Genomic DNA, 22596 nt, shown 5'->3' with positions numbered 1-22596 from the left:
ATGAAGTCTGAACCTCATTTTTTCCGCAAAAAATAAAGAGACCGAATCATATGATCCGATCTCTTTACCTGCTTTGTTATTTTCTAATACAGATGTTCCATCAGTCTGGCGACTGCAACAGCTCCCTGTGCACGGTTCGCTGTTTCTTTCGGAGCAAACGTGCCATCAGGCATGCCATTTAGCAGTCCAAGTTGTTGCATCGAGGCTACAGCTTCTTTTGCATATCCGGCGATCTCAGCATTGTCTACAAACACCATATTTCCTTGTGCAGAATTGGTCGCATCCTCACGCTGCACAACCTTCAGTGCTCTGTTCAGCATAACGGCCATATCTTCTCGTGAAATACGTTCATTCGCTCCAAAGCTTCCATCTGCTCGGCCTTGAATAATGTTCATTTCAATTCCAAGTCGTACTGAATCGGCATACCACTGCCCTTCCTTCACATCTGTTGGGACCGAAATAGATGGATCCGGCTGGCGTGTATCACCAATACCTTTAATAATCATTTGCAAAAATTGTGCTCTGGTCAGTTCACCTTGTGGGGCAAAACGAGTTGCGCTCATCCCCGTAATAATCCCTTTACCATATAGGTTCTGCACCTCTTGGAGAGCCCAATTGTAATTTTGCAGATCATTTAATGGCACTTCAACTTCTGCAATGACATAACTGCTGGATTCCAGCGGTTTGAACGTCATCGTTTTGGTCTTGTCATCGTACTTGGAATACGTAACAGGTTTCATTTCTCCACTTGTGGATATGGAATGTACAACCATAACTACATCATTCTTTTTAGGTTGCTCTACATTGGATAGGGCAACTTCAACCGCTCTGTTTGTCCATTGCAATGGCTTATTGTTCATTAACAGATTCACATCGACAATAGCATGATTACCGATCGCTGCTTTTTGCGATGTGGACAATGTATCTGTCGATCCTTTTGCTACTACGATGTCGAACGTTCCCGCAGTCTCCGAAATGGTTAGCGGGAGTGATCTCAGAGGAACACGAACGGTAGTCTGTCCTACAACTACATCCAGAGATTTTACTTCCTCGGAACGAATCCATGCTGCCAGCTGACTTGCAGCCAACTGGAATGTGACTGTCTTGGCTGTGTCGGGTACATCTGCAAGCAGCTTCAACGTACGATTTCCTGCATCCATGGATTGCAGTGCCTGAGTTAATAGGGATACATCTGGACGAATCGAATACTTGTCATCCCCGGTTGCTGTTCCTTTTACCGTTATTAGACCCTTAACTGGCGGATTACCAGGTTCAACCGGTGGTGTTACAGCCGGATTCCCCGTTGAAGGAGCTGTTCCCGGATTGGAAGGTTGTGATGGTACACTTGGTTGTGATGGCTGGCCAGGGCCAGGTGTTACATCTTGACGTACAAGCTTACTCACAGCATCTTGTAACGCACGATCCGCATTTTTCACATCTTGCATTGAAGATTCAACATCCAGAATGAATGCCTTCGCTTCAGAGAGCGCCTTACTGAATACATTCCAGCTTGATGTCGTGTATTCGGTTTGTTTTAATTTCTCAGCGGTATCTACAGTAGTTTGCAGTGCCGATTTGTCTGCTGGGAACGTACCGTATGCTTCAAATTCCATGAATCCTACCCATGTGGGACCTGTTTTAATCGTTACCCGAATGTAACGTCCCTCCGTGCCTTCTGGAAGTACATGGCTAGGTGCGGTCGATACAACAACATCACTTGTAGTGTCCACTACTTTCATAAAATTTTTGTTATCGTTGGACACTTCGATCGTATATTTGATGCCGCCACTCCACATCGACATTTCGATTTTGCGGAGGTTAGCAACCTGACCCAAATCCACTTGCCACCGGCTATCCTTACTCTGGTCTGTTCCCCATGAAGTGTTCGGATTGTTGTCAATTGCACCTTCAGGAGAGTTGGCTTGATTGCCTCCTGTCCCTGCACTACTTGAAGCCGTTGCCGTTTTTCCCGTTGTTAAAGCCTCCAGAGAGACCAGACTAGTAAAGGCTTGTTTCAACGTATTCAGTGCTGAATTCACCTCAGACTGAACAACACCATTGTTATCTCGGACCTGAATCGCTGCCTGCAAAGACTGTTCCAATACAGACCAGCTCCGGCGTGTATAGGAAGATTTAGTCTGCTGCTGCATTTGTTGAATGTACTGGTGCAGTTGTGTTTTGTCCACATTGGATAGACCTTGAATGGCATCATGCAAACGTTTAACCGCTGTGTTCGCATCCGTCTGTGTTGCTCTTGGATCATTCAAGACCTGCTCAGCGCCTTCCAGCGCTTTGGTCAATACCGCCCAAGTGGCCGCAGACCAGTCAGGCTGCTGATACGTACGCGCTTCCGCTATTTTAGCTCTGAGCTCGTCAAGCTGCGGGGCGATAACCTGCATCTGCTGCATCACATGTTCCAATGCTGTTGTCGCTGCATCTGTATCTGCTTGAGTTACCCCGCCCGGCGTGTATGCCTGTTGGTATACATCTTTCGCTGCCGAGATTGCCGGAGCCAGAGTCACCCAGCTTCCCGGAGTAAAATCAGTCTGTACCAATGATTCGGCTCGTGTAAGTGCCGCATCAAGTTGCTGGCGGTCTGCGGGCAGAAGACCCAATCCACGTTTGTACACATCAAGGGACCATAACGCTCTGCCTTCATACGAATGCCCGCCGTTGGCCGGAAATTCATCGTAGTCAAACATCGCTTGGTTCTCCCATGCATTACCTTCGGATGCAATCCAGCCTACTCCCGCCGGAATCCACGCTGGCTCCCAGTAGAAAAAACCTGCGCCATGATTTCCTGGCACGTTCGCAATCATGTCCATAATGCCAGCGATGGCATCATATTGACCTTGAACGGTTGCGGGGAAGTCTGCTCCCCCTACATGAAGCGCTTCGTCCGATCCGATGATATTTCCATGAGCGTCCCCGTTTTTGTAGGAAAACGGATAGGACGTTTCAGCGATAATGACATCTTTGCCAAACTCGACTGACACTTCATTCATCGTTTTCTGTACATCAGCAAACGTCCCATGCCAGAACGGGTAATACGATAGTCCGATAATGTCATAGTCCAGTCCGCCATCCCTTAACTCTTTAAAGTACCATTTGAACGTATCCACCTTGCCACCTTCAGCCAGATGGATCATAATCTTCACCTTATCCGCGTTATCGATGATTTCTCCTTCTACTGCACGTACAGCATCAACTCCGCTTTTTAGCAATGCAACATTTTGCTCGAAATCCACGTCACTGCTCAAGCCGTTCAGAACACCACTGTTGATCTCATTACCGATCTGCACCATATCAGGCATGGCGCCCTTAGCTTTCATTTCTCGCACAACTTCATACGTGTAGTTGTATACGGCCTGCTTCAGCTCTTCGGGCGAAAGACCTTCCCAAGCTTTGGGACGAAGCTGCTGGCCCGGGTGCGCCCACTCATCCGAGTAGTGGAAATCCAACAGGATCTTCATACCTTTTTTCTTCACCCGCTCGGCCAAACGAATGACATCGTCCTTGTCGTTGTATCCCCCTGATTTCTGTGGATCATTCCACAGACGAAGACGCACGTAATTGACACCGCGATCCTTGAGAATATCGAGCAAATCACGCTCTGTACCGTTGCTGTCCACGTATTTGCCGCCTTTGTCCTCAATGGCAGTCAACGTGGAAATATCAACACCTCTAACATAGTCTGCACGATATCCCTCAACGATCACCTTAGCTTTAAGCTGAGGTTCTGGAGGCGCACCATATACAACTCCTGTTACCGTAAATTCGCCTGCAGAGGCGTATTGCATAGGGTCGATATGATCCCAAGTCACAGGTACCATTCCCGATTTTTCATTCTGAAACTGTGCCTTTACCTCGTTGGGCAGAATTGGCGCACTTCTGGTCACCGTTCTCACTTCGATCTCATCATATCCTTTAATATTGGCTGGTTCAGTTCCTTCTGCTTCTCCCCACACTTTGAACTCCAATATTTCCGGCCAAACTCCCTCACCCTTGTAAAAGGAGATGTTCAATCTGATGTATCGCACATCTTTCTGCTGAAACGTCAGATCAGCGATTTGTTTGGAATCGGCATTTTCATTTTGATCAACAACTTTGGTCCATACCTGCTGATCAGCAGACGTTTCTACCATATATTTCACAACCGTGTTTTCTCTCCACGTTATTTCCGCTCCGGACAGATTGTAGTCTTCACCCAGATCAATCATTGCCCACTGTGGTTGTTCCGTTGTCACTCCAGCCTTAGCAGCCCAATGCGTGTCACTTTTACCATCAACCAAGTGCTCCTTTTTACTCTCCCACTCCAAATATTCTGTGCTTACCGAAACCGCCTTGTTAAGTGCCACGTTCACTTTTGCATCTTCTGCAGCCGCTGGACGAACCATCAGCCCCAGATCACAGAACAGCATCAGCAATACCAGACACCCGCTTATGTACCTCTTGTTCACTCTTGATCTCCCCCTTTTTGTGTTTGATTGTGCATGGATCAATGAATGTTATGAATCCTCCTCATTGTAAGCGCTTAATAGTGATGGGTAACACGGCATAATCCAAAGGAAACAGCAGTTATTTTAACAATATGATCCTGTGACAGTTACATTTGAGTTATATTAATCACACTATTTTGCAAAAGAAAGCAAAAAATCTGTCCGTCCACCCTAAGGCAGAACAGAACAGATTCTCAGGTATATGATCATTGTTACACTTATTTAGTAAGTTTCAATTCAAGTTGTACCTGGATATCATTTTCAGTCGAGAGCACAACGGAGTGTGGATTTTCCATTCCGAAATCTTCGAACGTTACCATCGATGTCGCCGACAACAATACTGCATTATTCTCATAAGCAGCTTTTGCATCAAAAGTTACTTCTTTTTCAATACCTTTAACCGTAATCGTACCATTCATTTTGATATCAACCGTTTGACCGACAGGCCATTCCGCAGGTACCCCTTCAAATGAAGTCGCTGTAAATGTAGCTTGTGGATATGTAGCGACATCGAAGAAATCGGCTTGCTTCACGTGACCATCACGCTGTCCATTCCCGGAATCAATTCCGTCCATCTCGATCTGTCCTTCTGCCTTCATCTGAGCAGCATCATCTACATTAATTGTCCAATTCCCTGTTACCTGCTCGTCCACAAAGTTAACGGTCTCCTGTGATGTGGTTACGGAGAAATATACTTTGGAACCTTCGCTGATGCTCCAGTCTCCGTTCAGTTGCTCTGCTCCAGCAGTTTCATTGGCTACAACCGTTCCTGTGCTATCTACAGCTGTGGTGGAAGTCGCTGTGCTCGCAGGAAGCACCTGCTCAATCTCCACGTTGTTCCCCAAGTAACTGTTTGTGATATAGTAACCACCGCCACCGATTACGGCAACCGCCGCTACGCCTGTAATAAGCCATGCTTTTGCTTTCTTGTTCATCTCTATGTTTCCTCCAGTACATAATTGTTTAGGTTGCTTCTTGGAGTGAATCATATCAATTGAATGTGTCAGGAAGAAGTCAAGATAAGACAAGTCACATATTTTTTTGAAATCCGTAATACAGGATTGGCTTTACGCTCTGGCTCATGTAAAATCAGTACAAGTTTACAAAGCGAAAGGAGAACGCTTTTTTTGAAATCCATACTTATCGTCGAGGATGAGCAAGCTATTGCACGAGTATTGGCTGCTTATCTGAGAAAAGCAGAATTTGAAGTTCATCATGCAGCAGATGGACCGACTGCACTTACCCTTTTTGATACCGTAACGCCTTCCCTTGTATTACTTGATGTGATGCTGCCAGGAATGGACGGATGGGATCTGCTGCGAATTATTCGTGAAAAAAGTGCTTGTCCCGTGATCATGCTAACTGCACTGGATGACATTTCAGACCGTCTCAACGGACTAAATGCCGGTGCTGACGATTATATGAGCAAACCTTTTGTACCGGAAGAAGTGGTTGCCAGAGTTAATGCAGTGTTGCGCCGTAATCCACATTGGACCTCAGGTGGCGAAGAGAAGCGTTCTTTTGGAAATCTCGTCATTGATCTTGCTGCCAAGCAGGTGCTGCTGAACGGTGCAGAGGTTGCACTCACACCTCGTGACCTGTCGTTACTGTTCTTCCTGTCCGATTATCCGAATCGTACATTTACCAGAGATCATCTTATTGAACAGGTATGGGGGATGGACTATGATGGCAGTGATCGTGCTGTGGATCTATCGATTAAACGACTACGTCAAGCCCTCTCCCACTGGTCGCCAGAGACGGGAGAAATTCGGACGTTGCGAGGAATGGGGTATCAATTTTGGATCGCCAACTGAAACAGAAGAAACCCAAACGAACGATATCCATTCTGTCACACTGGACACTGCGATATTTTCTCATTTTGTGCATTGGTTTCACGATTATTGCGGCAGGGGCACTCTACTGGATTCGAACAACTTCCATTGAGAAAAGCCTCAAAACCGCAGAACTGCTTGGTCTGGAGATTGCCGATCGAGTGACCAGTGAGAATAATATGCTTCGAGTTCCACCCGATCTGGACAGACTGGTAACCAAGCGAGAGAAACTATTCAACACAGATAATTATTTTTGTGTCATGATCTTGGACAATAACAATCAATTGATCTTTTCCCAGCCTAAAATGGAGCAAAAAGATGTGCATTATAGACTGTCAGACGACTATCTTGAACCGCGAAACAACAAATATGCAGGTGTAACGGTCAACATATCCGAGGGCGATCAAACCTTGGGCAAAGTGTGGGTCATGCAGTCCAAACAATCCATTACATTTGGTCCAGAGACGATATGGCTCGTGGCTCTAATCCTCGGAGGACTAATCCTCTGTGGATGGTTTACAATCTATCTCCTGTCCAAAAAGTTATCCAGACCGATTCGTCAGGTCGCTTATGCCGCTGAGCAGATTCGAGGTGGCAATTATGATGTGAGTCTTGACTTGAATACACGAGAACGTGAGATCAATGAACTTGTAAATTCATTTCGCGATATGGCTACTCGTCTCCAACAACTTGAAGAATGGCGTACACTTTCGCTGGCAGGGGTAAGTCATGAACTCAAGACACCAGTAACTTCCATCAAGGGGCTCGTTATGGCAGTACGTGACGATGTCGTGAGTCCACAGGAAGGTAAAGAATTTTTGGATATCGCTTTGAAGGAATCTGAACGCATGGAGCGAATGGTCGCAGATTTGCTTGACTATAACGCCATGGCTGCAGGAAGTGTTGCCGTTCGAAAGGAACGGACGGATCTGAAACTGTTGGTCGGTGAGATCATCTATCAGTGGAAGATTGCGTACGAGGACAAAATGCCAGAGGTTCAGCTGCACGCCCCTCCGATTAGCTTCTTTACCTTGGGGGATGCTCTCCGCATTCAGCAGATCATTGTCAATTTGCTTAATAACGCACTTCATGCCACAGCTCCTGAACAGAAAGCTGTCTTCGATATTTATCTAAGTACAGAAGAACAGATGCTGTATGTTGATGTTAAGGACCACGGCACAGGCATCGCAGCCGAAGAACAACCCAAAATTTTCGAACGGTTCTATCGTGGAGAACTCAAAAAACGTCGTAACCGCGGTCTAGGTCTAGGATTAACATATAGCCGGCTACTCGCTCAGGAACAGGGCGGTGAACTGACACTTGTCTCCAGCAGCCCAGAAGGCAGCATGTTCAGATTAAGCCTGCCACGCTGGACTGCAACACAAGAAGCTATGATTACAGAAACAGCATACGGAGCAGCCGTTAAGGTGTAACGCACCTCGCTAACATGACAACTAGCCCAGAACTCCATTCAGGAGACTGGGCTAGTTCAACGTGGTTCTTTGTTGCTTTATCCAGAATGGAAGCAATCAACACTCTAATACACGTGGTCTGTATTCATCGTAAGCATCCGAGATCAGTTGCTTATGAAGTGCACTACTGGCAATGATCGCTTTCCTCTTTGCTTTCAAAACGATCTGCTCTATATCCGCATAACTGCACCCAGTCAAGCGTTCACATATGTAATCTTCCAGTCGATTCTCCTGTTCAAATGCCCCTACCAACTTGCTGATATACAATCTGCGACTTGCATCATCTGGCATACCGTAGGTCATCTTCGTATCAAACCGCCGCCAGATGGCGTGATCCAGTTGGGTTTCCAGATTCGTCGCAGCCACCAGAATACTGTCCCCATCGAATTCGTCCAGACATTGCAACAACGTATTGACGACACGAGCCATCTCTTTCACTTCATCATTGCTCTCACGTGTCCGGCCTATAGCATCAAATTCATCCAGAAATAACACACAGGGATTCATTCGTGCATATTCGAATAACTTACGTACGTTACTCCCCGTCTCACCAAGATGGCTATGAATGATCGCATCTAATCTCACAAGAACCAATGGCAGATCAAGGCGCTCCGCCAGATGTGATGCCGTTAATGTTTTTCCCGTACCGGGAGGCCCGAACATGACCATTTTGTTGGGGATTGATACATCATGCTCTCTGAACCTCTCTTTCATGCCCAGAATGGTGATAAATTCATTAATGATGCGTTCATTTTCAGCGGAAAATACAATATGCTGGGCTTTGCGTCTACACTCTTTCGGCGTGTAAAAAGCAGCCATATCGATCCCTTTCGCACGGGGAATCCGGTTCATATGGTTTATTTTGCTCATGTATTCACATGCTCCTTCATTTATGGTTTCGTGTAAATGTTTAGTTCAAGTTATATAGAATCAATTAGACTCTTAATCGTAATTATTACTATTAAATAATAACATACTACTGCCTTTTTGCAAATATAACCACAGCACGTCCACTATTTTGCCACAGATGGGGGCATTTGGTTGCAAGCTTCAATAAAATTTGCTATTCTAAGTATGCATCGTTGTGTATAACGCAAAAAAGCCCTCCGAATTTCGTGAGAGCAACAAAATTTTCCAGATTGACAAGCGGCAACTTGTTATATCCAGATTCTTTATACCAACGACTGTAATCCAATTAAAGTGAGGTTAACAATCATGGCAAAAGACGTATTGTGTGAAGTTAATTCCTGTCGTCACTGGGCTCAAGAGAACAAATGTAACGCTTCTTCGATCTACATTGTGAGTCACAGTTCCAAAGAAGCAAGTCAGTCTGCTGAAACAGACTGCAAGACTTTTGAAGTAAAATAAGTAATTTCAATTGATCCACTTAAAGGAGCCCTTACCGGTTCCTTTTTTCTTTGTCTATTGTAACAAGAATGATAATTATTATCAAGCCCTATTCTGTAAAAATTCTTCTCACCTCTTCAATGCACATTGGACAGATGACCTACGTACACTACGTAAGAAGTCAGTATGCCTATGAACGATTAGAACCAAGAGGTGAATAACAATGCCTGTTAAAAGTGGCACACAGTATCGCGAACGAATTGATGCACAGTCCGTCCCTTGCTGGTACAAAGGTAACCTTATTACTGGAAAACGCTCTGAACATGTAGCATTTGCTGGTTTAATGGAGACTCAGATGTACATGTATGATCTGCAATCTGATCCTAAATTTGCAGAAACGATGACGTATGCCTCCCCGGCAGACGGCAAACCTGTGGGCATATCCTTCCTGCCTCCAACCAGTGCCGACGACCTCCGTAAACGACGGGAAGGGATGAATATCTGGGCAAATGTGCATCATGGCTTTCTTGGTCGCTCACCCGATTACATGAATACAGCCATAATGTCCTTTTACACAGGTGCCGATCTCCTGAACGAACTATCTCCCCAATATGCAGAAAATCTCAAAAATTATTATGCGTACTGCCGTGATCATGATATCACGTTATCCCATGCCTTCATTCAGCCATATGCCAGCAAAATCTCAGGGCAATTGGATGCTACTGAGGATGCTATTGCCGCAAAGGTCGTAGATCGAACCGAGGAAGGTCTCATTATTAGCGGAGCATTCATGATGGCTACACAAGCTGCCACTTCGGATGAGATTTTTGTCTATCCGTCACCTTCTCCCGCCCCATTTGATGACGAAAATCCATTTGCATTCTCTTTTGCTGTCCCCAATGATCTTCCGGGAATCAGTCTGGTATGCAGGGATACCTACGCAGCCGAATCTCACACCAACTATCCCCTGAGTTCCAGATATGACGAAATGGACAATATCGTCATCTTTGACCGGGTGCTCGTTCCGCATGAACGGATATTTTTTGCAGGAAGTGAGGAAATGTCCTCGCGTCTCTTCAGTGGTAGCAACTTTCATATTCACGCAGGTCATCAGGTATTGTGTCGTTATATTGCCAAGACGGAATTTGTTCTCGGTACAATCCAGCTTCTCACGGATACGCTGGATCTGAATACGGAAGCACATGTTATAGAGAAATCTGCACGTGTGTTCGCAGGTCTTGAATCGTTAAAAGCTTTGGCCTTGGCCGCGGAGGCAGGTGCAATACCAGACGGAAGAGGATTTGTATTACCTGCACCCAAACCATTGATGGCAGCCAATCTCCTCTTTCCGAAACTTTATCCTGAGATGATTGAAATTCTGCAGCTCTTGGGTTCGAGCGGGGTGATTATGATCCCTCAGGAAGAAGAGTTTCAATCCGATATCGCTCCTTCACTGAATATATATCTGAAGGGGAACGATATGGCTTCTCACGAACGCAACGCTCTGTTCCGCCTGATCTGGGAGCTTGGGTCTGGTTCATTCGGGGGCAGACAGACCCAATTCGAACGATTCTTTTTTGGCAATGTCCTTACGGTATCCAATCGGCTGTTCTCCGTCTACAACAAAGATCAGACGAATCGTCAGCTCGTTCGTGATTTTCTATTCAACACCAGCAAATAAGAGAACTAATGAATTTTTTTATACCAGATGGTCATAGACCGTCATCAGTTCAGAGGCTGGTCTGCTTGCATCCATATCCCGCAATGCAGGCTGGTCTCCGTAACCGATATGGAATACCCCCAGCACCTTCTCTTCACTTGTCAAACCCATCAAATTCATAAACACAGGATGTTGTTGATAATCATTGATCTTCCAGACAGCATTCAAACCCTGTTCCGCAGCCAGAATACTGAAGCGTTTGCTCCAGGCTTTGGCCGGCAGAAGATCATCCTCACGGGCATTTCTTGGCGCCACGACAACCAGATGGGTTGGAATTGCTTCCGTGTATTGATATGTAGCCCAATCGCCGTAGCGATCAGCCAGATGGGGTGGATAGCTCTGTCTGACCGCTTCCAGATAAAGCTGTCGTCCTTCGCCTGCAAACAACATAAACCTCCAAGGTTCTGAACTCATTACATATAATGAAGGATCTGCTTCATCAAGCAACTTTCGTATAACCGACTGGGGTACTGGCAACGGACTGAATTCGCAAGTTCCTGCACGTCTCTTGCTGCTGCTTATATCTTGACTTAGACCGGTAGACATGGCAACTTCCCCTCCTCTATCTGCATGATATATCGTTATCCTTCAACTGTCTTCACATTAACCATGTTTTCTTCGGTTCAATAGCTTCCGTTCTCCAGCGATCTACCTCTTCGTGGATGCGCGCTTTATCACGCGTCGTAAACTGTTCTGACTCCACCACTTCTGCTTGCGGCATGCTGTCACGTATCAAGCGAATGTAGTCCATGGAACGTATCAGAGACTGGCGTCCAGGGATGTACCTGATTTTGCGTCCTTCCAACAAGCAGTATATTTCGATCATACCCGGTAATTTTCCGAAGGCTTCCCAGCAGAATGCACTGACCATATGCTGAAACGCCTCAACTACGTTTGGATCATGGACAACCATATATTTCTGAATAAGCAGCGAATCCCAGCCTTCTGGTTGCCAGGCCGCCTGAATTATCATCGATAAATGCATGGATAATGAAGGTAACTCCGTTCTCCACTGTTCAAAAAGAATGGCTGGATGCTTCAGATCATCGTTCATTGCAATGGCGAGTGACAATTCATCCGTAATCTTGTTCTTCACATCCCAGTAATGGAGAACAGATTCGAAACCATCCGTCTTTCTGGGCCACCACTTCTCAAGTAAATACTGTACGGGTACCTCTTTGCGAACATCGGGGTCGAGACTGTAAAAGGCATTGACCGCATGGCTCACCGCATATTGTACACGGTGCCTCCATTGCAGTGGAAGACGCTGCTCAGACACTGGTTCAGGGCGGATGAATCGGTGTGGGTTGCGCAGCATTTCTTCCAATCTGTAATCTTCAAGCAGACGTTCAGGAAGGTCATTCCTTCCGACTGGCATCGCTGCCTGAACATTATGTCTTAACATGATCTTTAGGACACCTGTAATCCGGCAGCAGCGAAGCGTTTGCCAAAGTCACGGCATGTTTCTTTCTCCTGCTCAAGCGGACTATATTCAATTTTCAACATCTCTGGAGATACCTCCGCCCCACGCTCTTGCAGCTTGGCAGCCGCGAGATCAACTGCACCGCAGAACTGCTCATACGAGGTGTCACCACTACCAAACACCGCAGCCCTCTTACCACTCAGGTCAAGCTCATCCAGCTCCTCATAGAAATCAAGGAATTCATCCGGCAACTCCCCATCTCCCCAGGTGTACACACCGATCATGAATCCGTCATAGTCCAATACATCAGATGCATTACAATCCGTTACGGATTTCAGGTCTGCCTCGTGGCCTCCCTGTGTAATTCCTTCCACAATCAGTTCTGCAATTTCTTCTGTATTTCCTGTCATGCTCGCATAAGCCACTAACAATTTAGCCATCTATTTTTCCCTCACTTTAATTTGATCATGTTATATTCTCTCTATGAAGAAAGAATGAATTTTGGATTAACAAAATCATATGTGATAATGATTATCATTGTCAAATTAAATTTTTGGTTATCTTTGTTTTTCAGTATATGGTGCACTCCCGTCCCCCAACTGGCGTACAAGCCCTTTTTTGTTGTACAATAGTATCCAAATGACTTTTGAAGGATGGATAAATCATTATGTACGTAGCTAAGAATTGGAAGGACTATGAAGTAATCGACACAGGAGGCGGCGAGAAACTGGAGCGTTGGGGAGATGTGATTTTACGCAGACCCGATCCACAGATTATCTGGCCCCTTGAGCAAGAAACCAATGAATGGCGTCAGGTGCATGGTCACTATCATCGCAGCTCTTCCGGTGGCGGTAACTGGGATATGAAAAAGCCCATTCCCGAGCGTTGGACGATCGGATACGAAAACCTGAAATTCCACATTAAACCTACCAGCTTTAAGCACACTGGTCTGTTCCCTGAACAAGCCGCCAACTGGAGCTGGATGATGGATAAAATCTCCAATGCAGGACGCCCTATTTCTGTCTTGAACCTGTTTGCCTATACAGGCGGAGCAACGGTAGCTGCTGCTTATGCAGGCGCATCTGTTGTGCATGTGGATGCAGCTAAAGGCATGGTTCAATGGGCCAAGGAAAATGTTCAATTATCCGGACTGGCTGATCGCCCTGTTCGTTTTATTACGGATGATGTATTCAAATTCGTACAACGGGAACAACGTCGGGGAAATCGTTACGACGCCATTATTATGGACCCTCCTTCATATGGCCGTGGCCCTAATGGAGAGACATGGAAACTGGAAGAGAACCTATATCCTTTCCTGAAGTCGTGTATGACGATCTTGTCGGATAATCCATTATTCATGCTGGTTAACTCCTACACTACGGGCATTTCCTCTACGGTTCTGCGCAACATGTTGACCATGACGATGTCTGCTCAGTACGGTGGTGACATTACTGCAGGTGAAATTGGTCTGCCGATCACACGCAGTGGTCTGGATCTGCCTTGTGGTATTCTGGGCCGTTGGGAGTCTTAATTATGTCAGAACATCGGCATGATCACGATGCAATTCCGATTCTGTTCGAAGACAACCATCTGTTAGGCATTACGAAGCCGGTCAATGTACCTACACAGGAAGATTCATCAGGTGATCCGGATTTGCTTACATTGCTGAAGCAGGATCTGAAAGAACGATACAACAAACCTGGCAATGTTTATCTCGGGTTAGTACACCGACTTGATCGTCCTGTTGGAGGGGCAATGATTTTTGCCAAGACTTCTAAAGCAGCTTCGAGATTGTCCGAGACTGTGCGGGGACGTCATTTCCGTAAAATATATGCGGCTGTTGTACACGGCAAGTTGCCTGCACAGCAGGGAACGTTAAAACACACGCTCCTGAAAGATGCACGTACAAATACCGTTACTGTTGTACCTAAAGGTACGGCTGGCGGTAAGGATGCCGTTCTGGATTACCGTGTTATCGGCGAGACAGACCGTTACAGCCTCGTCCATATCGAACTGCACACCGGCAGATCTCATCAGATTCGAGTGCAAATGAAAGAAATCGGCTGCCCTCTGTATGGGGATCAGAAGTACGGCGCAAGCGTGAATAAACCCGGGCAACAGATTGCTCTATGGTCTGCGATTGCTGCTTTTCCTCATCCAGTTACTAAGGAAGAAGTTATTCTGCAATCTTTGCCTGCAAGAGAATTCCCTTGGGCAGAATGGCCAGACGCTGTGTACCAAAAAGCTTTTGGACAATCTCTATAAGTACGTGTTCAAAAAGACTGGTTTTCAGTACCGAGAAGATGGGATCAGAAGCGGTATTATCGAACAACCTCTATAAGTGCACAGGATCAGGTTACATCTGTCCATACAACGTGTCGTTCAGATTCTGTATCTGAACGACACGTTTTTTCATATTTTCAGCTATATACCTAAAATACAGAGAGGAGACATCATGATGACCCCGTTTACCAAACAAGTCGTTGCGATCATCGCAGCGATTCCTGAAGGTAAAGTGATGACTTACGGTCAGATCTCAGCCCATGCCGGAAGTCCAAGAGCCGCGAGACAAGTCGTACGTATTCTGCACTCGATGAGCCGCAAGGAACGTCTGCCCTGGCACCGTGTCGTCAATGCAAAAGGAGAAATCTCCATACCGGACGAACACTCGCGCATGATGCAGGAAACAGAACTGATTAGCGAAGGTGTGGAGTTTCAACTGAACGGAACCATTAATCTCAAACAGTTCGGTCATGAGCCCGATCCTGTATTTCTTATCGATCCAACGATCCAGCCCGAATAATAAAAGTACTCTCCTCCTATCGCGCACACCAAAAAAAAGAGAACTCAGGCAGTTAGGGTTACCCCTTCGACTGCTAGAGTTCTCTTTTTGGTTTTCTGATATTCGTTATGCAGTAGCCGTCGTTTTTTCCTGTTCTACAGTAACAGGTTCAACAGCTGGTTTTGTTTTCCGAATAAAGAACGCCATGATCAAAGCAACCACGGTCATTCCGGTAGCCACAATGAATGCATAGTTAACACCGTAAATCGTTGCATCTGCTGTAGCAGCTATCATTGCGGTCTTATCATTTGCATTAACCTGACCCGCAGCCACTGCATCTGCCAGATGTGTTTTGAGCTTACTACTCATGATGGTAACCAGAATGGCTGTACCGATCGCCCCGGCAACTGTACGCAATGTATTGGACATCGCAGTACCATGTGCGTTCAGACGTTGAGGCAGTTGATTCAGACCTGCTGTCTGGATTGGCATCATCAGCATCGACATACCGAACATACGAGCCGTGTAGATAAACATCATGTAGCCGTAGGTAGTATCGATTGCCAGACGACTCAGTCCAAAAGTTGTAATTGCCGTAATGGCAAGACCTGCAACCGAAAGCCAGCGTGCGCCCACTTTATCAAATATGCGACCTGTAATTGGAGACATAATCCCCATCAAGATCGCACCGGGCATCATCAGAAGTCCTGATTCAATCGGTGAGAATCCACGAATGTTTTGCAGGAAAATAGGGAGCAGTATCATACCTGCAAACATCGCCATTGTCACGAGCATATTGATAATCGTTGTTAATGTATACATGTTGTATTTAAAAATACGGAACTCAAGAAGCGGATGATCTGTTGTCAGTTGACGAATAACGAACAGAATCAGGGATATCGCACCTACGACGAGACATCCAATGACAATTGCACTGCCCCATCCATCGGTACCCGCATCACTGAATCCGTAGAGCAAACTACCAAAACCTAGTGTAGATAAAATAACGCCTGGATAATCCAGTTTAGGTCTGGATTGACGTGTTACGTTTTTGACAAAAGCAATACCAATTGCCGTTGCAATAATAGAGAATGGCAAGATGATGTAGAACAACAATCTCCAGGAATAATGCTCAACCACATAACCTGAAAGTGTAGGCCCAATCGCAGGAGCCAGAATCATCGCAATCCCCATGGTTCCCATGGCCTGACCGCGTTTTTCAATCGGGAAGATGGTCAGGAATACAACGGTCATCAGAGGCATCAGGATACCTGCACCTGCCGCTTGAATGACACGACCTACCATCAGAATGGTGAAGGTTGGACTAAGACCACAGACTAATGTACCTATGGTAAAGAGAGTCATGGCTGTAATAAAAATTTGACGCGTTGAAAATTTGGCAATCAGATATGCCGTAACCGGAATCAGTACACCGTTGACGAGCATATAACCCGTAGTTAACCATTGGGCTTTGTTAGCATTGATCGCGAGGTCTTCCATGATTTTAGGAAGCGCTACGTTCATCAGGGTTTGGTTCAGGAATGCCACAAAGGCACCAATTAACAATGCCGCTACAATAGGGCCTTTCTTGATGTTGTCCATCGCGGAGGATGGAGCTGCAGCAGTAGTCGTACTCATATGTTGTTCATCTCTCTTCCTTCTAACTTTTCAATCATTTGACTATGAATTCTAAGTAGGTGCTCAAGGTCTTCCTTCGATATATCCAGAATGGGTGACACCCTTTCCATCCACAAATGGTGCGTTTCCTGTTGGGCCTGTTCCCCTTTATCCGTAATCTGAAGCTTAACGGATCGGCGGTCAGCATCTGAACGTGTCCGAACGATATACTCGCCTTTGACCAGTCGCTCCACAACAGCGCTCATGGAACTGCTACCCATATGGCATAGCTCAGCCACTTCGTTGATGCCAATGGAAGGACGCTCCCTCAGAATGGATAACACCATAAACTGGATCGAAGTCAGCTCGATCTCCTTGTTTTCATTCCAAAATGCTCGAAAAAGCATTTGATTCACTTGGCGGAACGAATTAATAATATAGAATACTTCATACGTATCAGTCATTGTTTCACCCTTTTACTTTTGGAATATAATATTTCGTACACGAAATATCAGGGGAACAATTATTTATTATAACAAAAATATTTACATAGTCAACTCTTTACATATGAATTCACAAAAATAATATTAGGACATACTAATTGCGTTACATCCATGCCTTTACTCAACTAACCTAGACACAGTCTGTATCATATGTAATTTGTAAATAAAATAACCATAGGGCTCCTGCATGAAACGAGCAGGCACTCCTATGGTTATTCAGAAGAATCAACATGGTATCATACTGAAGTAGATAAGGCAGGCTCTTTGGTCTTGGGGGGTGTCATTTTGCCTAACAGATATACCAGCAATTGTTGATTGTGCATTGAAATGTTACTGAGAACAGAGTTCATGAATTCATTACGGATGGTGATTCCCCGCTCTGTCTCCATTCTTCCTTTCTCTGACAGAGATACCCACACAATGCGTCGATCCTGATTATCCCGATTCCTGCGAATCAGATCATTCTTCTCCATTCGATCGAGCAGCATGGTTACAGCAGCTGGCGTAGTCGACAGATAAGGAATCAGATCCGAAGGTTTCATTTTCTGATGATCTTCAAGTACCTCCAGAACAGCCAGCTGAGCCTCCGTTAATGAGGGTGCCAGCTCTTGATCCATATGCAATTTATAATCTTTGGTCAACCTGAACCAACACTTGGCAAAATCGGAATTATACATCTTCCATCGCTCCTCTCTGCAACCGGTTATCACTTCACCTGCTTAAGTTTTCGCGCTCCAAAGCCGCATTCCTGCTGCCTTTTTTCAATTTCCTAGCGATCGACCGTAATCGACGAAGGTTGTTAAACTTCGCATGAATGCCCTCTTCTAATCCGCCTTCGAACAACAAAAAAAGACTCCTCGCATGACAGGATTAGCTGTTCTGCGAAAAGTCTCGTTTGTTTGTTTTTATGAAGATGATGCTGGTTGATTCTCATTGAAGTCCCTTAGAAGTTCAACGATCTCGTCCTGTTTGTCCACATGAACGATTAGCTTGCCGATATGTTTGCGCTCTGTGATCGGAACACCTTCCGAAGAGATCGGGAACACTTGGCCTTCTTTGGTCATTACAGTGATCTTACGTTGCTCTTTGCAATAAAACGCTCCAACAATACGGCTACCATTCGGTTTCACACGTTTGCCTTCTTTGAACTCGAATGTGGCAAGCCCCTTGCCTCCACGGCTCTGTATAGCGTAATCCAGAAGTAATGATCGTTTACCATATCCCAGATCGGACAACACGGCAACTTCACCTTCATCTCCTTCTACCCATAGAGCCGATACAACTTCATCTGTATCTCTTAACTGAATACCACGAACACCACCGGATACACGTCCCATTGGATTGACTTCATCCTCTCGGAAACGAATCGCCATGGCTTCTTTTGTAATCAGCATAATATCTTGATCACCTGTACTTAAATGTACAGATAACACTTCATCGTCCTTGCCCACTTTACAAGCCGCAACTGCACCGGAACGCTTGGTAACGTAATCCTTCAGCTCCGTTCGTTTCACCTGTCCTCTTCGTGTGACAAAGACGAGACTGTGATTCGGTTCTTCGAAGGATTTCACAGCAAGCACACTTGCAATACGGTCATCTTTCGCAAGTGGAATCACGTTCACAATGGCTGTGCCCGGGTCTTTCCACTTGAATTCAGGTACCTGGTGAACAGGTAACAAGAAGTACTGACCTTTCCTCGTAAAGACAAGCAAGTTCTCAAGCGTATTTACTTCCAGAACCTGAGCGATATAATCGCCGTCTTTCACACCACTTCCGCTTCGTTCACCACCAGAACGTGTAAAGGACTGCATGCCTGTACGTTTCACATATCCCTCTTTGGATAACGTAACAAATACATCTTCCGCATTCACAAGTACTTCGAGATTAACCTTAAGTTCTTCCACTTCACCCTGGATCGCAGAACGACGGTCTATGCCGTATTTCTCACGAATCTCCATCAATTCCTTGCGGATGACTCCGATGAGCTTGCGGTCACTATCCAGAATGGATTGTAGTTGTGCAATCTTTTTCATCAGTTCACCGAGTTCCTTCTCCAGAGAATTGATCTCCAGATTCGTCAAACGGTACAATTGCAACGTAAGGATGGAATCCGCTTGGCGTTCCGTGAATCCAAACATCCACATCAGGTTATTTTGAGCATCTTGACGGTTCTTCGACGCTTTGATGGCCGCAATGACCTCATCAAGGATGTTAAGTGCTTTTACCAGGCCCTCGAGCACATGCGCACGGTCTTGTGCCTTTTCCAGCTCAAACCGGGTACGGAATGTTACAACCTCCCGCTGATGGGCAATGTAAGCCTCGAGGATCGATTTCAATCCTAATTGATGAGGTGCTTTATTCACAATCGCAACCATATTGAAATTATAGGTGACCTGCAGGTCGGTTTTCTTCAGCAAATAAGCCAAAATACCTTGTGCGTCCGCTTCTTTTTTCAACTCAACCACGATTCGCAGACCTTCACGTCCGCTCTCATCACGTACTTCGGCAATACCTTCAACCTTCTTCTCAAGTCGGATGTTCTCCATCGCTGTAACCAGACGAGATTTCACGACCTGATAAGGAATTTCGGTAATGACGATCTGCTGTTTGCCACCGCGCATGTTTTCAATCTCGGTTTTGGACCGGATATAGATCCGTCCCTTACCTGTGCGATAAGCATCAAGAATGCCATCGCCGCCCATAATCAATCCGCCTGTTGGAAAGTCAGGACCCTTCATAAACATCATGATTTCGTCCAGCTCAATCGACGGTTTCTCCATCACAGCGATCGAAGCATCAATGACTTCACGTAAATTGTGTGGAGGAATCTCCGTTGCAAATCCGGAGGAAATACCGCTGACACCATTAACCAGCAAGTTCGGATAACGGGATGGCAATACAACCGGTTCTTTGGCCGTATTATCAAAATTATCCTTAAACAGAACCGTCCGTTTCTCGATATCGCGAAGCATCTCCATCGCGATGGGCGACAAACGGGCCTCCGTATACCGCATCGCCGCTGCCGGGTCATCATCCTGTGATCCCCAGTTACCATGACCGTCCACGAGCATATGGCCCATTTTCCATGGCTGAGCCATCCGTACCATGCCCTCATAGATGGATGAGTCACCATGTGGATGATAATTACCCATTACGTCCCCAACGGTTTTGGCAGACTTGCGGTAAGTCTTGTCAGGTGTATTACCTGAATCGTACATGGCGTATAGAATACGCCGTTGTACTGGCTTCAACCCATCCCGGACATCCGGAATGGCTCGATCCTGAATAATATATTTGGAGTAGCGACCGAAACGGTCCCCAACGACCTCTTCGAGAAAGGCCGGCATAAATTGTTCTGATGGACTCATTCCAAGCACCTTCTATTCTTCGTACTCTGTAAAGTCGACGTTCTCTACAATCCAGCGTTTCCGCGGATCAACCTTATCACCCATGAGCGTAGATACACGACGTTCTGCTTTTGCTGCATCAACAATCTGTACCTTCAGCATCGCACGAGTTTCCGGATTCATTGTGGTCTCCCATAGTTGATCCGGATTCATCTCACCAAGACCTTTATAACGTTGAAGCTCAACATTATTACCGAATTCCTTCATATAATTCGCCAGTTCTTCATCCGTCCATGCATATCGAACACTCGCAAGCTTACCAGACTTACGAGTAAGTTTGTACAATGGCGGCTGAGCAATATATATTTTGCCTGCATCAATTAAAGGCTTCATATAACGATAAAAGAAGGTCAACAGCAGCACCTGAATATGTGCGCCGTCCGTATCCGCATCGGTCATAATGATAATTTTGGAATAATTGCTGTCTTCAACTGCAAATTCGGTTCCTATGCCCGCCCCGATCGCCGCTGTAATGGCGCGGTATTCTTCATTTTTGAGAATGTCGGCCAGCTTTGATTTTTCCGGATTGAGCGGTTTTCCCTTGAGCGGCAGAATAGCCTGGATCTTCGAGTCGCGTCCCTGTTTGGCAGAACCACCTGCGGAATCACCTTCGACAATAAATAACTCATTTCGGGTAAAATCCTTTGATTGCGCCGGCGTTAGTTTGCCGTTCAGGTTGGAACTTTCGCTACGTTTCTTGCCTGTGCGCATATCATCACGTGCTTTGCGGGCTGCTTCTCTGGCTCTGGAGGCTTGAACCGCTTTGCGAATTAACGTTTGCGCTACCTGCGGGTTTTCTTCCAGGAACCGCTGAATATTCTCGGACACGACCGAATCCACTGCACTTCGAGCGGAAGCGCTGCCGAGCTGATCCTTGGTCTGACCTACGAACTCAACCTCTGACATCTTGACACTGATGACGGCCATCATACCTTCACGCAAATCATTGCCTTCGAGGTTTTTATCTTTTTCCTTAATCATGCTGGTACGCCGCGCGTAGTCATTCATTACACGAGTGTATGCAGCCCTGAATCCGGTCTCATGTGTACCGCCACCCCGAGTAGAGATCGAGTTCACGAACGAAGCCAGCGTTTCGGTATAACCTGCGTTATACTGGATTGCGACTTCGACTTCAATGTCATCCTTCTCCGCATAGAAGTGAATAACATCATGCAGCACATCTTTATTTTCGTTAAGAAAAGCAACAAACTGGCTTGCTCCACCTTCATACATGTATTCATCCTGATTGCCCGAACGTTCATCCTTGAGCACAATTCTCAGACCCGAATTCAGAAAAGCAATCTCCTGAAGACGTTCTGCCAATGTATCATAATTAAATTGAATACCGCTCTGGAACACCCGAATATCCGGTTTAAATGTAACTTTTGTACCTGTCCGATTGGTATTGCCCAACACTTCGAGACCGGAGACCGGTTCACCGACATGTTCAATCCCTTTTTTGTCCTTCCAATACTCGAATCGCTGACGATGAATCTTGCCATCACGGAAAATCTCGACTTCAAGCCACTCGGACAATGCGTTAGTAACTGACGCACCTACACCGTGCAAACCGCCTGATTTTTTGTATCCTGATCCACCGAACTTTCCGCCTGCGTGCAAAATCGTAAACACGACCTGGGGAGTAGGAATCCCTGTTTTATGTATACCTGTCGGAATTCCCCTTCCGTTATCCTGAACCGTAATAGAACCGTCCTTATGCAGCGTGATATCGATTTTGGAGCAGAATTTGGCGAGATGTTCGTCGACAGCGTTGTCGACAATTTCCCATACCAAATGATGTAAACCTGAAGTGCTGGTGCTGCCGATGTACATCCCCGGCCGTTTCCGTACCGCTACCAACCCTTCAAGTACTTGAATGTCGTCCGCGTCGTAGCCTGAAGACCCCTGTCCTCCGCCTGTCGAACCTGCCGACATATCGATTTGCTCGACCATTCATGCTCCCCCTTCTTAACTTGCAACTAAAAAAATGCCTA

Annotated in this window: 18 protein-coding genes; 7 read left to right on the top strand and 11 right to left on the bottom strand. The window is 46.0% G+C overall.

Translation table 11 applies throughout. The features are described from left to right. Nucleotides 1–83: 83 nt before the first annotated feature. A complete protein-coding gene (locus J2Z28_RS25170; RefSeq protein WP_211084743.1) occupies nucleotides 84–4460 on the bottom strand; it encodes a glycosyl hydrolase 53 family protein in 4377 nt (1458 codons plus the stop codon). Between the two features lie 257 nt (nucleotides 4461–4717). After that, nucleotides 4718–5434, bottom strand: a complete 717-nt coding sequence (locus J2Z28_RS25165; RefSeq protein ID WP_036613327.1) for a YceI family protein — start codon at nucleotides 5432–5434, stop codon at nucleotides 4718–4720. Between the two features lie 192 nt (nucleotides 5435–5626). On the opposite strand from J2Z28_RS25165, the gene J2Z28_RS25160 reads away from it, so the two are divergent. Beyond that, nucleotides 5627–6313, top strand: coding sequence for a response regulator transcription factor (locus J2Z28_RS25160; protein ID WP_036613325.1), 687 nt, complete (start codon nucleotides 5627–5629; stop codon nucleotides 6311–6313). Then, entirely contained in the window at nucleotides 6298–7764 is a 1467-nt protein-coding gene (locus J2Z28_RS25155; RefSeq protein ID WP_211084742.1) for a HAMP domain-containing sensor histidine kinase, read from the top strand. Before J2Z28_RS25160 ends, J2Z28_RS25155 begins: the two co-directional genes overlap by 16 nt. 96 nt (nucleotides 7765–7860) lie before the next feature. Here the strand turns inward: J2Z28_RS25155 and J2Z28_RS25150 are convergent, their stop codons facing one another. After that, nucleotides 7861–8673: an AAA family ATPase gene (locus tag J2Z28_RS25150; RefSeq protein WP_211084741.1), complete on the bottom strand. Its 813-nt coding sequence runs from the start codon at nucleotides 8671–8673 to the stop codon at nucleotides 7861–7863. 345 nt (nucleotides 8674–9018) lie between these two features. Here J2Z28_RS25150 and J2Z28_RS25145 point away from each other — a divergent pair, with 345 nt between their 5' ends. Together J2Z28_RS25145 and J2Z28_RS25140 are read left to right on the top strand one after the other, a co-directional pair. Further along, nucleotides 9019–9171, top strand: a complete 153-nt coding sequence (locus tag J2Z28_RS25145) for a DUF1540 domain-containing protein (protein WP_074095586.1) — start codon at nucleotides 9019–9021, stop codon at nucleotides 9169–9171. Nucleotides 9172–9373: 202 nt separating this feature from the next. Continuing rightward, complete coding sequence (locus J2Z28_RS25140; protein ID WP_211084740.1) at nucleotides 9374–10831, top strand: 4-hydroxyphenylacetate 3-hydroxylase family protein; 1458 nt, start codon at nucleotides 9374–9376, stop codon at nucleotides 10829–10831. 18 nt (nucleotides 10832–10849) lie between these two features. Here the strand turns inward: J2Z28_RS25140 and J2Z28_RS25135 are convergent, their stop codons facing one another. Genes J2Z28_RS25135 through J2Z28_RS25125 form a run of 3 tightly spaced genes read right to left on the bottom strand, consistent with a single transcriptional unit; the run spans nucleotide 10850 to nucleotide 12733 of the window. After that, nucleotides 10850–11416 carry a nitroreductase family protein gene (locus J2Z28_RS25135; protein ID WP_074095588.1) on the bottom strand — a complete coding sequence of 189 codons (567 nt, stop codon included), beginning with the start codon at nucleotides 11414–11416 and terminating at the stop codon, nucleotides 10850–10852. A 52-nt stretch (nucleotides 11417–11468) separates the two neighbouring features. Further along, nucleotides 11469–12275: a hypothetical protein gene (locus tag J2Z28_RS25130; RefSeq protein ID WP_211084739.1), complete on the bottom strand. Its 807-nt coding sequence runs from the start codon at nucleotides 12273–12275 to the stop codon at nucleotides 11469–11471. Nucleotides 12276–12280: 5 nt separating this feature from the next. After that, nucleotides 12281–12733: a flavodoxin gene (locus tag J2Z28_RS25125; protein ID WP_017687802.1), complete on the bottom strand. Its 453-nt coding sequence runs from the start codon at nucleotides 12731–12733 to the stop codon at nucleotides 12281–12283. Between the two features lie 227 nt (nucleotides 12734–12960). Between J2Z28_RS25125 and J2Z28_RS25120 the strand changes: the two genes are divergently transcribed. The 3 genes from J2Z28_RS25120 to J2Z28_RS25110 all read left to right on the top strand — a co-directional run bounded on the left by J2Z28_RS25120 (nucleotide 12961) and on the right by J2Z28_RS25110 (nucleotide 15096). Continuing rightward, complete coding sequence (locus J2Z28_RS25120; protein WP_017687801.1) at nucleotides 12961–13824, top strand: class I SAM-dependent methyltransferase; 864 nt, start codon at nucleotides 12961–12963, stop codon at nucleotides 13822–13824. Nucleotides 13825–13826: 2 nt separating this feature from the next. Continuing rightward, a complete protein-coding gene (locus J2Z28_RS25115; protein ID WP_211084738.1) occupies nucleotides 13827–14558 on the top strand; it encodes an RluA family pseudouridine synthase in 732 nt (243 codons plus the stop codon). Nucleotides 14559–14751: 193 nt separating this feature from the next. Beyond that, on the top strand, nucleotides 14752–15096 hold the full coding sequence (locus tag J2Z28_RS25110; protein ID WP_211084785.1) for an MGMT family protein: 345 nt from the start codon (nucleotides 14752–14754) through the stop codon (nucleotides 15094–15096). Between the two features lie 105 nt (nucleotides 15097–15201). On the opposite strand, the gene J2Z28_RS25105 is transcribed toward J2Z28_RS25110, so the two are convergent. The 5 genes from J2Z28_RS25105 to parE form a co-directional block, all read right to left on the bottom strand. Next, nucleotides 15202–16713: a DHA2 family efflux MFS transporter permease subunit gene (locus tag J2Z28_RS25105; protein ID WP_211084737.1), complete on the bottom strand. Its 1512-nt coding sequence runs from the start codon at nucleotides 16711–16713 to the stop codon at nucleotides 15202–15204. Next, the gene (locus tag J2Z28_RS25100; RefSeq protein WP_036613308.1) at nucleotides 16710–17156 is read right to left on the bottom strand and encodes a MarR family winged helix-turn-helix transcriptional regulator; all 447 of its coding nucleotides are present in this window, start codon (nucleotides 17154–17156) and stop codon (nucleotides 16710–16712) included. Before J2Z28_RS25100 ends, J2Z28_RS25105 begins: the two co-directional genes overlap by 4 nt. Nucleotides 17157–17431: 275 nt before the next feature. After that, the gene (locus J2Z28_RS25095) at nucleotides 17432–17872 is read right to left on the bottom strand and encodes a MarR family winged helix-turn-helix transcriptional regulator (RefSeq protein WP_211084736.1); all 441 of its coding nucleotides are present in this window, start codon (nucleotides 17870–17872) and stop codon (nucleotides 17432–17434) included. Nucleotides 17873–18100: 228 nt separating this feature from the next. Continuing rightward, nucleotides 18101–20563, bottom strand: coding sequence for a DNA gyrase subunit A (gene gyrA, locus J2Z28_RS25090; protein ID WP_211084735.1), 2463 nt, complete (start codon nucleotides 20561–20563; stop codon nucleotides 18101–18103). Nucleotides 20564–20575: 12 nt separating this feature from the next. Beyond that, nucleotides 20576–22555, bottom strand: coding sequence for a DNA topoisomerase IV subunit B (gene parE, locus J2Z28_RS25085; RefSeq protein WP_211084734.1), 1980 nt, complete (start codon nucleotides 22553–22555; stop codon nucleotides 20576–20578). Nucleotides 22556–22596 lie beyond the last annotated feature (41 nt).

The sequence above is a fragment of the Paenibacillus xylanexedens genome, from assembly GCF_017874615.1.
Lineage (GTDB): Bacteria > Bacillota > Bacilli > Paenibacillales > Paenibacillaceae > Paenibacillus > Paenibacillus xylanexedens.
Note: the sequence above shows the minus strand (reverse complement) of the source record. Positions and strands in the feature narration are given on the sequence as shown.

What these genes read in the sequence shown, in the direction of transcription:
- J2Z28_RS25165 (WP_036613327.1), bottom strand. Translation starts at nt 5,434, where the DNA reads ATGAACAAGAAAGCAAAAGCATGGCTTATTACAGGCGTAGCGGCGGTT.
- J2Z28_RS25150 (WP_211084741.1), bottom strand. Translation starts at nt 8,673, where the DNA reads ATGAGCAAAATAAACCATATGAACCGGATTCCCCGTGCGAAAGGGATC.
- J2Z28_RS25145 (WP_074095586.1), top strand. Translation starts at nt 9,019, where the DNA reads ATGGCAAAAGACGTATTGTGTGAAGTTAATTCCTGTCGTCACTGGGCT.
- J2Z28_RS25140 (WP_211084740.1), top strand. Translation starts at nt 9,374, where the DNA reads ATGCCTGTTAAAAGTGGCACACAGTATCGCGAACGAATTGATGCACAG.
- J2Z28_RS25135 (WP_074095588.1), bottom strand. Translation starts at nt 11,416, where the DNA reads ATGTCTACCGGTCTAAGTCAAGATATAAGCAGCAGCAAGAGACGTGCA.
- J2Z28_RS25130 (WP_211084739.1), bottom strand. Translation starts at nt 12,275, where the DNA reads ATGTTAAGACATAATGTTCAGGCAGCGATGCCAGTCGGAAGGAATGAC.
- J2Z28_RS25125 (WP_017687802.1), bottom strand. Translation starts at nt 12,733, where the DNA reads ATGGCTAAATTGTTAGTGGCTTATGCGAGCATGACAGGAAATACAGAA.
- J2Z28_RS25120 (WP_017687801.1), top strand. Translation starts at nt 12,961, where the DNA reads ATGTACGTAGCTAAGAATTGGAAGGACTATGAAGTAATCGACACAGGA.
- J2Z28_RS25115 (WP_211084738.1), top strand. Translation starts at nt 13,827, where the DNA reads ATGTCAGAACATCGGCATGATCACGATGCAATTCCGATTCTGTTCGAA.
- J2Z28_RS25110 (WP_211084785.1), top strand. Translation starts at nt 14,752, where the DNA reads ATGACCCCGTTTACCAAACAAGTCGTTGCGATCATCGCAGCGATTCCT.
- J2Z28_RS25105 (WP_211084737.1), bottom strand. Translation starts at nt 16,713, where the DNA reads ATGAGTACGACTACTGCTGCAGCTCCATCCTCCGCGATGGACAACATC.
- J2Z28_RS25100 (WP_036613308.1), bottom strand. Translation starts at nt 17,156, where the DNA reads ATGACTGATACGTATGAAGTATTCTATATTATTAATTCGTTCCGCCAA.
- J2Z28_RS25095 (WP_211084736.1), bottom strand. Translation starts at nt 17,872, where the DNA reads ATGTATAATTCCGATTTTGCCAAGTGTTGGTTCAGGTTGACCAAAGAT.
- gyrA (WP_211084735.1), bottom strand. Translation starts at nt 20,563, where the DNA reads ATGAGTCCATCAGAACAATTTATGCCGGCCTTTCTCGAAGAGGTCGTT.
- parE (WP_211084734.1), bottom strand. Translation starts at nt 22,555, where the DNA reads ATGGTCGAGCAAATCGATATGTCGGCAGGTTCGACAGGCGGAGGACAG.